The sequence below is a fragment of the Microvirga sp. jy35 genome (assembly GCF_056148915.1).
This window is the reverse complement of record NZ_JBWBEW010000044.1, coordinates 1-13,892: the sequence shown is the minus strand read 5'-3', so window position 1 is coordinate 13,892 and position 13,892 is coordinate 1. Positions and strand designations below refer to the sequence as shown.

Genomic DNA, 13,892 nt, shown 5'->3' with positions numbered 1-13,892 from the left:
TCCCGCATACCTTGTGCATTAACGTTCTGGCGACCCACACCCTCTAGTCTGCTGCCCCGCCGGGCCCCACGCGTGGGCCTGTCCTGTTGGCGGGCAGAAGGTGTGGGAATGCGGGGCCAGGCTGACCTTTTCTTAGACTACGATGCACCGCCGGGTCCTATCAAGACGGGTCCCGTCGGTGAGATTGTCATTAAAGCCAAGCATCGCAGTGAGGTCTTCAAGGCTCCTGATTACGAGACCGCCGCCCGGATGCTGGAGGCTACAGGCGACTATCGCGTTCTGCGCCGATTGATACCACGCCCCGTTGCCGTGTCCCGCACCGCTCGCCAGTGCGAGAAGATCGCCGTCATCCTCGACACCGAAACCACCGGTCTCGATCATACGAGGGACGAGGTCATCGAACTCGGCATGATCGCCTTTACCTATGATGAGGAAGGCGGGATCAGCGATGTGATCGGGACGTTCAATGGCTTACGTGAGCCGAGTGTAGCTATCAGTCCTGAGATCACTCGCCTGACCGGGATCACGCCTGACATGGTCGCCGGCCAGGTGCTCGACCCTGAGGCCGTGGAGAAGTTCATCGCGCCGGCGGAGTTGATCATCGCGCACAACGCTCGCTTTGATCGGCCCTTCTGTGAGCGCCTGTCCAAGGACTTCCAGGTCAAGGCTTGGGCCTGCTCTCATTCCGAGATCGCCTGGAACCGGTTCGGCTTCGAGGGATCAAAGCTGGGCTATCTCCTGACGCAGTGTGGTTGGTTCCACCAGGGGCACCGGGCTGTCGAGGACTGCCACGCCCTGCTTGAGGTGTTGGCCTCCCCCCTACCATCGGAGGCTGGTCTCCCTTTCAAACACTTGCTGGCATCGGCTCGGAAGTCGCTTCTGCGCATCTGGGCGGAGAGCAGCCCATTCGACATGAAGGACGTGCTGAAGGCGCGAGGCTACCGCTGGAATGACGGAACCAATGGACGCCCAAAATCGTGGTGGGTGGAGGTTGATGAGGAGGCCGGCGAGGTGGAGCTCGCGTTTCTTCGGCGTGAGGTTTACCGGCGTGAGGTCGAGCCTTACACCCAGAAGATTACTGCCTTCGAGAGGTTCCGTTCGGCGCGCTAAGCGGCACCTGCTAGATCTCTACACAGCTGGCCTCACCCGAGGCTTTCAGGCTTCAAATCTTGACCGTTCGCCGCCATCTCATCGCCCGCCGGAGCAACAAGGTTCATCTCACGCCATGACGCCTGCTGACACCACTCCCGTTCCTGAGAGCCACACCTTCGAGGCCGATGTCGCCAAGCTGCTGCACCTGATGGTGCACTCGGTGTATTCCGATAAGGACGTCTTCCTGCGCGAGCTGATCTCGAACGCGGCCGACGCCTGCGAGAAGCTGCGCTACGAGGCGATCTCCAATCCCGCCCTGCTCGGCGATGATCCCAAGCCCCGGATCACGCTGCTGATCGATGCCGAGAACCGCCGCCTGACGATTCAGGATAACGGCATCGGCATGAACCGCGATGAGATGATTGAGGCACTCGGTACGATCGCGCGATCGGGCACCAAAGCTTTCATGGATCGGATCCAGGCGGTCCAGGAGGACAAAGGGGCCCAGCTCATTGGCCAGTTCGGCGTCGGCTTCTACTCGGCCTTCATGGTGACCGACCGGGTCGACGTCGTCTCACGACGTGCAGGTCAAGACGAGGCGGCGATCTGGTCCTCAGACGGCAAGGGATCATACACAGTCGCGCCGATTGCAACGGACGAGGCGCCGGCCCGCGGCACCCGGGTGATCCTGCACCTAATGGAGGACGCTGCCTCCTACACCGAGCGCTATACGCTGGAGCGCATCGTCAAGTCGCAGTCGGGTCACGTCCCCGTACCGATCTCCCTTATTGAGAAGCCCGGAGCGGAGCCGCAGGAGGTCGCTGATGGGGCTGCCCTCTGGGTGAAGCCGCGCTCTGAGATCACACCTGAGGAGTACACAGATTTCTACCGCAGCGTGGCTGGCCAATTCGACGAGCCGGCCCTGACGGTGCATTTCCGGGCCGAGGGGCGCCACGAATATACGGCGCTGGCCTTCGTGCCGGGCTCCACGCCGTTCGACCTGTTCGATCCCGATCGCCACGGGCGGATGAAGCTCTATGTGAAGCGGGTCTTCATCACCGACGAGGCCGAGATCCTGCCGCGCTACCTGCGCTTTGTGCGCGGACTGGTCGACTCGGCTGACCTGCCACTCAATGTCTCGCGCGAGATGATCCAAGAGAGCCCGCTTCTGGCCGCGATTAAGAAGGGTGTGACCAGCCGGGTTCTCAGTGAAATCGAGAAGCTCGCGCAGAACGATGCGGAGGCCTACACCAAGGTGTGGGAGACCTTTCGCCCGGTGCTGAAGGAAGGTCTTTACGAGGACTTCGAGCGGCGCCAGACTCTGCTGGGCCTGGCCCGGTTCAAGACCACCGCATCCGGTGGCGCATGGCGCTCGCTCAAGGATTATGTTGGCTCCCTCAAGGAGAACCAGACCGCTATCTACTACGTGACGGGTGCGGATCTCGCCCGGCTCGAGGCTTCGCCGCAGCTCGAAGGCTTCCGGGCGCGTGGTATCGAGGTGCTGCTGCTTCCGGATGCGGTGGACAGTTTCTGGGTCACGGCTGGCGTCGATTACGAGGGCAAGCCGTTCAAGTCGGTGACCCAGGGCGGTGCCGACCTGGCGCAGATCCCGCTGCTCGAGGCTCAGGAGAATGCGGGCGCGCCGGCAACGGAGGTGGTGACGGGCTTCATTCAATCCGTGAAGGCTACCCTTGGGGAGTCCGTCGCCGATGTGCGCGCCTCCGAGCGGCTGACTGAAAGCGCCGTCTGCCTCGTGGCGTCCGAGACTGGCATGGACCGCCAGCTCGAGCGGCTTCTGGCCCGCGCGGGTCAGCTGACGTCAGCGGCCAAACCCGTTCTGGAGATCAACCCGCGCCATGACCTCGTCGTGGCCTTGGCTAACCTGGGCGAGGGTGAGCAGACGCTTCGTGAAGACGCGGCTCATCTTCTATTGGACGAGGCTCGGATTCTGGATGGGGAATTGCCGGCCGACGCGAAGGCGTTCTCGCAGCGTCTTGCGCGGGTGATGCGGCGGTGCGTGCCGTAAGAGGCAATAGCAAATGATCTTCGCGGGAGTGCGGTCGCTAACGACTGCCTCCTGCCATTCCTCAGAAATCAGTTCATACCGTCTACCATTATGATCGGAGCGCCTTTCGCACCTCCGGCGCCACCCTCGTTCCGAAAATTTCAATCGCCTCCATCAGCTTAAGGTGGTCCACTACACCAATGGCCATTTGGATCAAGAAGCGGTCGAATCGGAAGATCTCATGCGCGGCTAGGATCTTGTCTGTCACCTCCGCAGGGCTTCCGACAAAGAGTGCGCCGCGCGGTCCACGGGCCGCGTCGAACTGCTGACGACTCGTCAGCGGCCAGCCGCGCTCCCGCCCAATCCGGTTCATCACCTCCGCCTGCGGGGCATAGAAGGTGTCGGCAGCCTCTTGCGTAGTCGTAGCGACAAAGCCGTGCACGTTGATCGATGTCTTTAGGGCTGCCGGATCGTGGCCTGCGCGCTGGGCCGCCTGCCGGTAGAGGTCGAACAGGGGTGCGAAGCGCGCTGGCTCTCCCCCGATGATGGCGAGCGCCAAAGGCAGATTGAGCACCCCGGCACGAGCAAGGGACTGCGGGGTCCCGCCGACCGCGATCCAGATCGGGAGTTTCTCCTGATAGGGCCGCGGATAGACGCCACGGTCTGTGATCGGGGGAGTATGTTTCCCGCCTGGCCAGCTGACCTGCTCGCTTTCGTTGAGTTGCATCAGGAGTCGCAGCTTCTCGGCAAAGAGCGTGTCGTAATCATCAAGGTCGTAGCCGAAGAGCGGAAAAGACTCGATGAAGGAGCCGCGGCCGGCCATGATCTCGGCTCTCCCCTGGCTGAGATTGTCGAGGGTGGCGAACTGCTGAAACACACGGATTGGGTCATCGGAGCTGAGCACCGTCACGGCGCTTGTCAGCCGAATGCGCTTTGTCTGGGTCGCTGCGGCTGCCAGCGCCACAGCAGGCGCTGAAACTGCATAGTCGGGCCGGTGATGCTCGCCGAGACCAAACACATCCAGTCCCGCCTGGTCGGCCAGGACAATCTCTTCCACCAGGTTGTGGAGGCGCTCCGCCGGGCCAACCCGGCGCCCCGTCACCGGATCGGCGCCCACGTCGCCGAAGGTGTAGAGTCCAAGTTCCATAAGAATGGTCCTCCCATAGGGGCTTTGCCCCAATCATAGTCCCTACGTCACAGCCATCAGCTGCCCTTCAGGTGGCAACCCGCTCGCGCCCTGCCGATGACCCGTGCGCCAGACACGGGTAAGGGCTGGCTGCTGCCCGCTTCCTTGGAAGGGTACCTCATGCACCCAAGTCTTTCGACTCGGGCCACAACATACTTCACTCCCCGGCCGACCAACTTTGTCCCCTTGAGCAAGCTTGTGTCTCCGCAAGGCGAGCAGCTCAGTCTGGAGGTCGATTTCGCCTCTCTTAACAAGGCGAATGATAGTCCGGAAGTACCCACTAGGGTTTCGGATGCTGTGTTTGCCGCTTGAGACATCGTCGTCATAGAGTTGCAGGACGTAGATCACAGCTGTTGCAGCATGGATGGCTCCGATGGCCTCGACGGCCTCAGTCCAGGCGCTTGGGTGGGCTCCCAAGGAGGCTCGAAGGAAGCGTCCGGCCGAAACAAGGTCGGCAGCGTCTCGGATCGGGTGAGCACAATCGGAGATCACGTGGCATGCTTCGATGATCATGATTGGTAGCGACAGCTCAGTGGGTAAAGCGGTCTGAGCAGCAGGCTCCATGTCATCCTGGCGGCCATTGTGACAAGTCTTACTCAAGGATTCATTCTCTGCCTCTATGTGTCGGCATGTCGTGCCGTCACAGCTTGCCTGATAGAAGGCTTCTTCAGCGAGCTGTCTGATCTCGTTCCAGACCTCGACGAGCCCGGCCGGGAGTGTCGCCCCGGGGCGTTTTGGGGTGCGAGCTTTCAGCGTGCTGAGGCGGCTCTCAAGAGCAGCACGATCACCAGCGGGGTAGTACTGCGCCAGTGCACTCAAAGCCGCTTCAGTGGCACGACGGCAGACCGTGATCTCGTCAAAGGAGCGCTTTAGAAGTTCCTTTCGCTGCTGTTGCTCAGCGGTGGCGGCGGCCCACTCGCCTCGGCGTGCATAGAGCGGCGTTAGATCGAAGCCGAAGGCATCGACAACATTCCCCTTTTCGTCCCGAACGGCGTAGCGCTTGCCATTCGGGGAGTCCTTCGGGATGAGCACTTGAAGCTCAATCAGCGCCCGGATGGCATTGCGGATCGACCGCTCCGACAGTCCGGTGGCCGCCGTCAGCCGCTGGTTGGACGACCAGACGAGAAGCCTGTCCATGTGGTGTTCGCCCCAACAGACGACGAGCTGGCTTAAAACCAGTCGTTGCGGCGCGCTCAGACGGAGCGCTCTTTCAGCATCGCGAGCAGAGGCTGAAAGCTCCTTTCGTGTAACAGTGCGCCCAGTTTCGAGCGCAAACTTCCTCGCGGCCAAAGCAGCGTGTCTCAGCCGCCGGCCTCCAGACGATGCGGGTTGCATCGCTTCCCTCCAATGTGAGGGCAAAGCGGGAGCGTTCACCGAAACCGATGTTCTTGACACGCAGCTTGTCGGGATGGCATAAGGATTGTCGCCAAATTAATCCGGTCGCCGTCCCTCGGTGACTCCAAAGGCCCTCGAAGTTTCCAGCTTCGTGGGCCTTTTGCTTTGCCTAGCCTTAGTTCACGGTTGTCTTCTCCCGTTCGAAGAGTGTTGCGAGATCGGGGATAATCGCAGTCCGATGAGACCGATGCGCTCTCTTGTGCCGGAACTGATCTCGCCACCGGCTTCTTTGAGCACCAACACGACGATCTCCCGGAAGTCCGTCTGGCGAGAGACCTCTCGGAAGCGCTGATGATTTTGCTGCCTCAAGCTATCGGACGTTGCGTACCCCACTCTCTCGCAACACATGAGAGATGAACCGATTAGGTGTTACGTGTGGAGTCGATCTGTAAAAATCGATTAATCCTGATTGTGATTTCCACTGAAAAGCTGAGTCAGAATGAGTCGAGCGCTCGGATGGATCCAGTCACGTTGCAGTGGACTTACCGCATTTCCGCCATTTAAGACTCAAGCTAGACTCAAGCTCTGACACAGAGAGATTCAAATAGACTCTGTATTGCTAAGTATTTTTTGTGCTATGCAGCTCAACGACAACAGACTACTTTTAAATATCGTCGTATAATTCCAAAACCTCATGATCCAAGAGGCCTGCTCCTGGCGTATGAACTAAGGGCACGCCATTTTAGAACCTTCTGACCCAGGATGCGGGGCAGTCCCACATCCTAGCCTCTTCTCCCGCGCCCCTCGGAGGGATAGTACAGTCAGTTCACGGGCTCTCTGTTCTTGGCCGAGCCGAACCAGCTCTTGATTTTGGCGAACATGGGATGGTCAGCCACAGAGGTAGGTGCTGCAGCGTTCTGCTGAACGACAGCCATGCGTGTCCTCACCTCCTCCGGCTCCAGCAAGTCAGCCTGATGTCCAACAGCGAGCGCACCTTCAAGGATATCAAGCCGCGCTCGGAACGGGAGATGGTATCTCAATCGGGAGGAGATATAGAGTTCCCGCTTGCGCTCAACCTCCGGTGTGTCGGCACAGGCTAGACGGGTCACGAAGGGCAGCAGATGCTGCCGCTCCTCATCGGTGGCTTCATCGTTCAGTTGCATCGCCAGCGCACAGATCGGGCGCGAGAAGCAGTCCGGCATGTCCTGCACGGACCGGACGGGACGGTACGGAAAACCCGCCGCGACGATAGCCGCTTCGTTGATGCAGGTTCCGCCGTCCTGGCCCGGGAACGTGTGCGAGCCCTGTTTCAGCTTCCAATTCTGAATGTGGTCGAAGTTGTCCATGGCGGCCATCCTTGTGGCGTGCCCCCACCCTCGAAGGGTGCTCCCCTGCCACTCCGGCTGTCAACCGTGAGAGGCCCCACCGCGTCCGGAAACCAAACCACCAGTGGGTCCAAGGAGACCGAACATTCGATCCGCAGTTTTGCCAAAAGGGCGCAGGAGGCGCTTGGGTCCGAGCGCCTGGCTGCACTGCTGATCGAGATCAGCCGGGGCAATGCAGCCGCCCAACGCCGCCTGCGGCTGGAACTGGCCGGCGCCGCCAGCCCTGCCGATATGGCACAGGAGATCCGCAAGCGCCTGACAGCCATTGCCCAATCCCGCTCCTTCATCGATTGGCGCCACCGCAAAGTCCTTGTGGCGGATCTCGAGACCCAAAAACAGGCCATCAGTCAGGTAGCCAAAGTCGATGCAGCTGAAGCGCTGGACCTTCTCTGGCGCTTCATGGTGCTTGCCAATTCGATCTTCAACCGCTGTGACGACAGCAGTGGCAGCGTGATCGCGATCTTTCAGGCTGCCTGCCGTGATCTCGGTGACATTGCCATCGCGGCGAATGCCACCCCCAATGTGCTCGCCGAGCAGGCCTGCCGTGCTCTGATCGAGAATGAGTATGGTCAGTATGACCGCCCAATTGAGGTTCTGGCTCCAGCACTGGGCGCCACAGGCCTCGACCACCTTAAGCAACTCGTCCTTAAGTTGTCACAGGAGCCACAGCAGAAGCCTCGTGCGGAAGACCGGAAGGTCGTCGGCTGGGGTATGGGCGGTCCCTTGTACGCCGACGATCTGGCCGAGCGCCATCGCAGCAGCGTTGTTCGACTGGCGTTGGAGGCGATTGCCGATGCGCAGGGGGATGTGGACGCCTTTATCGCCCAGCAAAGTGAGAAGGCTCGAGGCGTTTCGAGTGTTGCTGTGGAGATCGCACAACGGCTGTTGGCTGCAGGCCGCGCTGAGGAAGCCTGGACTGCCGTCAATGCCATCGATCAGGACAGGCCCGGCTGGATCCCCGTCGAATGGGAGCAGACGCGGCTTGCGGTTCTAGAGGCCCTCGGACGAGCAGATGAGGCGCAGGCGTTCCGCTGGCTCTGCTTCGAGCGCTCGCTCAACCCGGAGCATCTGCGCTCCTATCTCAAGCGCCTGCCCGACTTTGAGGATCTTGAGGCTGAGGAGCGGGCCATCGCTCATGCCCTGAGCCATTCGAGCGTGCACCATGCCTTAGGTTTTCTGGTGACCTGGCCGGCGCTGGACCAAGCCGCGCACCTGGTGCTTACCCGTGCGGACGAACTCAACGGTGACTTCTACGAGATCCTGGCGCCGGCCGCGGCTGCGCTGGAAGTAAAAGATCCTCTTGCGGCCACTGTTCTCCGCCGGGCCTTAATTGACTTTGCCCTGAAGCGAAACAGGACCAAGCGGTACCAGCACGCTGCTCGCCACCTTGAGGAGTGCGAGAACCTTGCTGACCAGATTGAGGACTTCGGCAAGTTCGAGGCTCGTGACGCCTACGTAAGACGCCTCAAAGCCCACCATGGCCGCAAAAGCTCGTTCTGGAGCCTGGTTGTGTGAGAACGGCGCGACCTCTCTCCCCAAGAAGGAATGGGGAGCGCGGGCGCGCTCCTCGTATGGGCAGCATTGAGGAAGCCAAGCCTTAGAAGCTCGAGCATTCTCATCCTGCTACCCCATTCCCGTACAATCCTACTGCACCAGAAGTCAGCCCAGATGTGATGTGACACTTTAGAGCATCGGACGGTTACACGGATGCATATCCTGCGGCTTTGAGGAAGTTCCAACACTCCCGTGGCTCGAAGAGATTGCAGATGTCACCGAGGGCGCGCCAGAGCGCGTCGAGCGTTCGGGCCTCGGCCTTGCGCAGGTGTGCCTTGATCTTGGCGAAGGCTTGCTCAATCGGGGTCAGATCGGGCGAGTAGGCAGGCAGAAACAGGAACCAGGCGCCTCTTTGCTTCAGGCACTGGGCGGCCTTCTCGCTCTTGTGAACCGCCAGGTTGTCGAGGATCACCACATCGCCTGACCTCAGCGTTGGCGCGAGCTGCGTCTCGATGTGTACCTCGAATGCCGTGCGCGTGATCGGACCATCGATGACCCAGGGTGCGCTCAGTTCGTGACAGCGCAGACCCGCGATGAAGGTGTGGGTTTTCCAGTGGCCGAAGGGAGCGCTCATGCGCAACCGCTGGCCCCGGCGCGAGCGCCCGCGCAGGCGCGTCATCTTGGTGTTGACGTAGGTCTCGTCGAGAAAGACCAGCCGGTGCGGCTGTTGGCGCATGCGGGCCTGACGCTGTGTCCGCCAGACGTGGCGTTCATCCCGCACGTCGGCGCGTGCGCACTCCGCGGCCATCAGGTGTTTTTTTATACGTGAAGCCGCACCGGCACAGGAAGCGCGAGAGCATCGCGGGAGCCGCGACGATCCCGTGCTCGTCCAGCAGCCGTGCGGCGAGCTCGGGCATGGTGATGGCCGGCTCGGCTTCAACGATCCGGACCAGGAAGGTCTCATAAGCCACCAGCTTGCCGCGTCCCGGCGGGCGCCCTTGCCGGGCCGGCGCGAGGGAGCCGGACTGCCGCTGGTGTTGCATCAGCTTGATGGCGCAGCTGTCGCTGACGCCGAAGTGGCGGGCTGCTGCCCGGCAGGAATGGCCCGCCTCGACAAAGGCTGCAACCCGTACGCGCAGATCCAAGGAGAAGCTCTGGGTCATGATCCACCTCCTGTTCTCACAAGGGAATCACACTTCAGCCCAGACCGAAACCTCTTGAATCTGCCTTTCAGTCCGATGCTCTAGGTTAACGCGGCGCTTACTCCGGTGCCGGATAGTGCCGGTCCACATACGGCAAAGGAGAAGCCATGAGTGACGTTGTTGGAGTTCCGGGCAATCGGATCCGCTCGTTCGTGGTCCGCATCGAGCAGATCGAGAACGAGATCAAGGACCTGAACGAGGCCAAGAAGGAGGTGTTCTCCGAGGCCAAGGGTGAGGGCTTCGACGTCAAGATCCTCAAGGAGATCATCAAGCTGCGCAAGCAGGATCAGGATGAGCGCGACGAGCACGACAGCCTGCTCGATGTCTACATGCGTGCAATGGACGAGGCCGGTCCCGCCCCTGTCGCCGAGGCAGCCTGAGCTCACCTTAGGTTTTCAATGACTGATAAGGCCGCCCACCATAGGGCGGCCTTTTACATTGCAGGCGATGCAGACCTCTCCGATCCGCAAAAGGTCGGCGTTATGCAGCAAGAGAGGCCTTAGGCTGCATCCTCTGATGCACTCACATCGTCGTTGCCTTGCAGCTCCGCGATCAGGAGACCGGCATTCTGCCGGATCTTGCCTTCGATCTCAGAAGCAATCTCGGGATTGTCCTTCAGGAAAGTCTTGGCGTTCTCACGGCCCTGCCCCAGCCGCTGGCTGTCGTAGGAGAACCAGGCGCCGGACTTATCCACCACGTTGGCCTTGACCCCAAGATCAATCAGTTCACCCATCATCGAGATGCCCTCGCCGAACATGATGTCGAACTCGACCTGCTTGAAGGGCGGAGCGACCTTGTTCTTGACGACCTTCACGCGCACCGAGTTGCCAATCGCCTCATCCCGGTCCTTCAGGGTCGAAGTCCGGCGGATGTCGAGGCGCACGGAGGCATAGAACTTCAGCGCGTTGCCGCCGGTGGTCGTCTCAGGACTTCCGTACATGACGCCGATCTTCATGCGGATCTGGTTGATGAAGATCACCATCGTCTTGGTGCGGCTGATCGAACCGGTAAGCTTGCGCAGCGCCTGGCTCATGAGACGAGCCTGAAGACCAGGACGGCTCTCGCCCATCTCGCCCTCGATTTCGGCCTTAGGCGTGAGGGCGGCCACCGAGTCGATGACGAGAATATCCACAGAGCTTGAGCGGACGAGCGTGTCGGCGATCTCCAGCGCCTGCTCGCCATTGTCCGGTTGAGAGATCAGGAGATCATCAAGATTGACGCCCAACTTTCGCGCGTAGGCAGGATCGAGTGCGTGCTCGGCATCAATAAACCCGCAGACGCCGCCTTTCTTCTGAGCCTCGGCGATGGTTTGGAGCGCAAGCGTCGTCTTACCCGAGGATTCCGGTCCGTAGACCTCAATGATCCGGCCGCGCGGCAGACCGCCGACGCCGAGAGCGATGTCGAGCCCAAGCGAACCGGTGGAGATGGTCTCCACTTCGACAACCTGATCACCGCCAAGGCGCATGATGGCACCTTTGCCAAAGGCCCGTTCAATCTGACTGACGGCAGTCTCGATCGCTTTTGTCTTATCCGTGGTCATCCCGAATCCAGTGCTTAATAGAGGAGCCGAACTCTAAGGATTTATGTGGCGAAAGAAAGAACAAAGAACGAACATGTTGTCGCGCCTTTGCGGGGAGTGGGAAAGCTGAGCCATTGCGAACGAAGCAGGAAGCAGGATCTTTAGTCCGCGGGAGAGGATGATTGGCAGGCGACGAGCCTGGACGTCAGCCATGGTGCGCGAGTGCATCGGTGTCTTGCACACTGTCACAAACCAGCGCGGCAAGTGCAAATCTGCCCCAGGCCGGCCGTACTCCCGCCGCCCGAGTCGTCTGGATCCAATTGGAGATGCAGAACTCGGCCAATCCGTGTCGCTTCTCATCCACCGCGCTCACAAAAAAGCCGTCGATATCCTGGATGGCCTTCGCACCGCATTGAACATCATGAGGGTTCAAGCACCTTGAGCACCAGCGTCATCGTGACTGCAATTGTCCTGGTCATTGGCTACATCATTGTGTCCAGGATCGTAGGGTTAGCATTCCGCCTTGTCGTTCCTCTGGTTCTGCTCGTGATCTTGGGTGGAGCAGGCGTGTTCTCAGGCCTGATGCCGGAGCGCTCCCCTGCAGATCAGTACACCCCTTATGGACAGGCTCAGCATCGCCCCAGTGGCGATGTTGGTAACCTCCGGCTGCGCGACATCGCCGATATGGCTGCTGATGCGGTTCGCTCCGTGCTGCGGGGGGCCTTACCCTTCTGAATGGCTTGTCCGAACCGGAACCACGGCGCGACCCGCACTGGCCGGACAAGCCGCACCACTCCCGCCGTGGTGAGCCCTATGGCGCTCCGCCGGACTTCACCGATGACCCACGCCAGGGGGAACCGCGGCGCGGATGGTAGGATCATCCTGTTCTTGGGTGGCATCAGATCTTTCGGCTCAGAAAGCGCGAACCTGCGAGAGCAAACCGCCAGGGCAGGTCAGTGGCGCGGGTGATCCCGATCCGCATCCCTGCAGCAACCTCAACTGGGCTCCTCTGGCCGAGGAGTTGGAAGGGTGTTTTGTCCAGCGGCAACTCATTGTGGATGATTGTCACGCTCAGAGCCTGGCACAGACGACCAGGACCTGAGCAGAGAAGGCGTAAGTCCTCGACACCTCGTCGCACCTTCATGACTTCAATGCCCCTGGTTGGCTCAACAGCCCTGACGAGAACCGCGCTTCCTGACAAACAGACAAAGTTCAGGCACCAGTGTATGCCGTACGACCGGTACACATAGGCATGGCCGGCAGGACCAAACATGGCTGCGTTCCGAGGCGTCGGACCACGAAAGCTATGGGAGGCAGGATCATCGCCGGTGTAGGCTTCAGTCTCGACAATCCGGCCGCCGATCCCGTCCACAAGCAGGGTGGCTCCAATCAGATCGCGTGCGACCGTCACCGCATCACGAGCGAAGAAGGACCAGGGCAGCGTTGTTTCCATTCGCCCGTCAGCGTCGAAGCTTGGAAAGATACCTCCCAAAGGCTCACTCGGTGGCGGCAGGATTGATAGCATCCTCAGCCAACTCAGAAAGGATCTGATCGGTGTTTTCTTCCTCGATCAGGGTCTCCTGGATGAGTCCCTCAGCCTCCGAGAGGCCAAGCTGCTTGGCCCACGCGAGCAAGGTGCCGTAGCGGGTGATCTCATAGTGCTCCACCGCCTGGGCAGCCGCGATCAGACCAGCATCCAGAGCCTCGCCGCCGCTGAACTCCTGCAGGATTTCCTGGCCTTCCTCGATGATGCCCTGAATGGCTTTGCACCCAACACCCGTAGGCTTCTCGCCCAACAGCTGGAATACCTGCTCCAGACGTTTCACCTGCCCTTCTGTCTCCTTCAGGTGAACGGCGAAGGCGCCTTTGAGCTCCTCGGCCCGAGCGGCTTCCGCCATCTGCGGCAAGGCTTTGAGGATGGCGTTCTCGGCGAAGTACGTGTCCTTCAGCTGATGCAAAAAGAGAGCTTTCAAATCCTTATCAGCCATGGTCGGTCTCCTGGTCAGGTCGTGCAGCGATACGGACAATCCGTAGGGCAGCCAGGCGTTCCGCAGTTGATGCCAGCCTGAACAGAAGGGTTGATTTGGGGTACCGGAGCGGGCAACGCTCGTGACGGTTCTGCGTTAGATCGAGCAGCCCTCGCGCAGGAGGACCATGATGCCCATCGATTACCGCTCCGAGCTGAAGCGGCCCGTGTCTCTGGTGCTGGCTGGGGCTGCCATCCTGGGCTGGCTTCTAGCCCTTGGCGTAGCGCTCTCCTCTTCCGACCAGCGGCAGGATGCCAAAACGGAAATAACCCGCCTGCAGCAGGCTGAGGTCACCCTGCGACGGCAGCTCGATGAGCAGCAGCGCACCGGAGGAGCCCTGGCGGACCTGCGGGCCAGGGTAGCTGGCGCCGAGCAGCAGCTGACCCAGGCAGCTCAGTCTCGTGACCAGCTTCAGGCTCAGCTCGGAACCCTGCAGCAATCGCTTCAGACAACTCAGCAACAGCTGGCCCAGGTTACACGAGCGCGCGAGCAGGCCCAAACGCAGCTCAGCGCCACTCTGCAGGACCTGCAGGCGCAACAACAGCAACTGACGCAACTCACCCAGGCCTAAACCGAGGTTCAGACCCAGACCTCCACTGCTCGACAAGCCCTGCAGGCCAATGAGCAAAGAGCCGCTGAGCTGGACC

General features: G+C 60.7%; 13 protein-coding genes. 5 read left to right on the top strand and 8 right to left on the bottom strand.

The annotated features are described in order from the left end of the window. Positions 1–108 precede the first annotated feature (108 nt). Both AC0QTX_RS23025 and htpG read left to right on the top strand, forming a co-directional pair. Positions 109–1,110, top strand: a complete 1,002-nt coding sequence (locus AC0QTX_RS23025; protein ID WP_474606147.1) for a 3'-5' exonuclease — start codon at positions 109–111, stop codon at positions 1,108–1,110. A gap of 115 nt (positions 1,111–1,225) precedes the next feature. Then, the gene (htpG, locus tag AC0QTX_RS23020) at positions 1,226–3,118 is read left to right on the top strand and encodes a molecular chaperone HtpG (protein WP_474606146.1); all 1,893 of its coding nucleotides are present in this window, start codon (positions 1,226–1,228) and stop codon (positions 3,116–3,118) included. A gap of 88 nt (positions 3,119–3,206) precedes the next feature. Here the strand turns inward: htpG and AC0QTX_RS23015 are convergent, their stop codons facing one another. The 3 genes from AC0QTX_RS23015 to AC0QTX_RS23005 form a co-directional block, all read right to left on the bottom strand. Continuing rightward, complete coding sequence (locus AC0QTX_RS23015) at positions 3,207–4,244, bottom strand: LLM class flavin-dependent oxidoreductase (protein WP_474606145.1); 1,038 nt, start codon at positions 4,242–4,244, stop codon at positions 3,207–3,209. Between the two features lie 42 nt (positions 4,245–4,286). Then, positions 4,287–5,618: a plasmid replication protein RepC gene (gene repC / locus AC0QTX_RS23010; protein ID WP_474606144.1), complete on the bottom strand. Its 1,332-nt coding sequence runs from the start codon at positions 5,616–5,618 to the stop codon at positions 4,287–4,289. Between the two features lie 821 nt (positions 5,619–6,439). Beyond that, complete coding sequence (locus tag AC0QTX_RS23005; RefSeq protein ID WP_474606143.1) at positions 6,440–6,964, bottom strand: hypothetical protein; 525 nt, start codon at positions 6,962–6,964, stop codon at positions 6,440–6,442. 66 nt (positions 6,965–7,030) lie between these two features. Here AC0QTX_RS23005 and AC0QTX_RS23000 point away from each other — a divergent pair, with 66 nt between their 5' ends. Beyond that, positions 7,031–8,518: a DUF6880 family protein gene (locus AC0QTX_RS23000; protein WP_474606142.1), complete on the top strand. Its 1,488-nt coding sequence runs from the start codon at positions 7,031–7,033 to the stop codon at positions 8,516–8,518. A gap of 184 nt (positions 8,519–8,702) precedes the next feature. On the opposite strand, the gene AC0QTX_RS22995 is transcribed toward AC0QTX_RS23000, so the two are convergent. Continuing rightward, positions 8,703–9,660, bottom strand: a protein-coding gene (locus tag AC0QTX_RS22995; protein WP_474606141.1) for an IS630 family transposase whose coding sequence is annotated in 2 segments (ribosomal slippage) — positions 8,703–9,308 and positions 9,310–9,660 — 957 coding nt in all. Because the reading frame shifts where the segments join, the coding sequence is not laid out codon by codon here. A 146-nt stretch (positions 9,661–9,806) separates the two neighbouring features. On the opposite strand from AC0QTX_RS22995, the gene AC0QTX_RS22990 reads away from it, so the two are divergent. Continuing rightward, positions 9,807–10,079, top strand: a complete 273-nt coding sequence (locus AC0QTX_RS22990) for a DUF2312 domain-containing protein (RefSeq protein WP_474606140.1) — start codon at positions 9,807–9,809, stop codon at positions 10,077–10,079. A 119-nt stretch (positions 10,080–10,198) separates the two neighbouring features. Here AC0QTX_RS22990 and recA read toward each other — a convergent pair whose 3' ends face one another. Beyond that, positions 10,199–11,239, bottom strand: coding sequence for a recombinase RecA (recA, locus tag AC0QTX_RS22985; RefSeq protein ID WP_474606139.1), 1,041 nt, complete (start codon positions 11,237–11,239; stop codon positions 10,199–10,201). Positions 11,240–11,656: 417 nt separating this feature from the next. On the opposite strand from recA, the gene AC0QTX_RS22980 reads away from it, so the two are divergent. After that, on the top strand, positions 11,657–11,953 hold the full coding sequence (locus AC0QTX_RS22980; protein ID WP_474606138.1) for a hypothetical protein: 297 nt from the start codon (positions 11,657–11,659) through the stop codon (positions 11,951–11,953). 163 nt (positions 11,954–12,116) lie between these two features. Here the strand turns inward: AC0QTX_RS22980 and AC0QTX_RS22975 are convergent, their stop codons facing one another. From AC0QTX_RS22975 to AC0QTX_RS22965, 3 genes are all read right to left on the bottom strand, one after another. Continuing rightward, positions 12,117–12,671 carry a DNA-3-methyladenine glycosylase gene (locus AC0QTX_RS22975; protein WP_474606137.1) on the bottom strand — a complete coding sequence of 185 codons (555 nt, stop codon included), beginning with the start codon at positions 12,669–12,671 and terminating at the stop codon, positions 12,117–12,119. 43 nt (positions 12,672–12,714) lie between these two features. Continuing rightward, positions 12,715–13,206 carry a YciE/YciF ferroxidase family protein gene (locus tag AC0QTX_RS22970; RefSeq protein WP_474606136.1) on the bottom strand — a complete coding sequence of 164 codons (492 nt, stop codon included), beginning with the start codon at positions 13,204–13,206 and terminating at the stop codon, positions 12,715–12,717. Between the two features lie 247 nt (positions 13,207–13,453). Beyond that, a partial coding sequence (locus AC0QTX_RS22965) for a hypothetical protein (protein WP_474606135.1) occupies positions 13,454–13,892 on the bottom strand: 439 nt, incomplete at its 5' end.

Coding starts and splice junctions, on each gene's coding strand:
- htpG (WP_474606146.1), top strand. CDS start 1,226: ATGACGCCTGCTGACACCACTCCCGTTCCTGAGAGCCACACCTTCGAG.
- AC0QTX_RS22970 (WP_474606136.1), bottom strand. CDS start 13,206: ATGGCTGATAAGGATTTGAAAGCTCTCTTTTTGCATCAGCTGAAGGAC.
- AC0QTX_RS23015 (WP_474606145.1), bottom strand. CDS start 4,244: ATGGAACTTGGACTCTACACCTTCGGCGACGTGGGCGCCGATCCGGTG.
- AC0QTX_RS23005 (WP_474606143.1), bottom strand. CDS start 6,964: ATGGACAACTTCGACCACATTCAGAATTGGAAGCTGAAACAGGGCTCG.
- AC0QTX_RS22975 (WP_474606137.1), bottom strand. CDS start 12,671: ATGGAAACAACGCTGCCCTGGTCCTTCTTCGCTCGTGATGCGGTGACG.
- AC0QTX_RS22990 (WP_474606140.1), top strand. CDS start 9,807: ATGAGTGACGTTGTTGGAGTTCCGGGCAATCGGATCCGCTCGTTCGTG.
- recA (WP_474606139.1), bottom strand. CDS start 11,239: ATGACCACGGATAAGACAAAAGCGATCGAGACTGCCGTCAGTCAGATT.
- repC (WP_474606144.1), bottom strand. CDS start 5,618: ATGCAACCCGCATCGTCTGGAGGCCGGCGGCTGAGACACGCTGCTTTG.
- AC0QTX_RS23025 (WP_474606147.1), top strand. CDS start 109: ATGCGGGGCCAGGCTGACCTTTTCTTAGACTACGATGCACCGCCGGGT.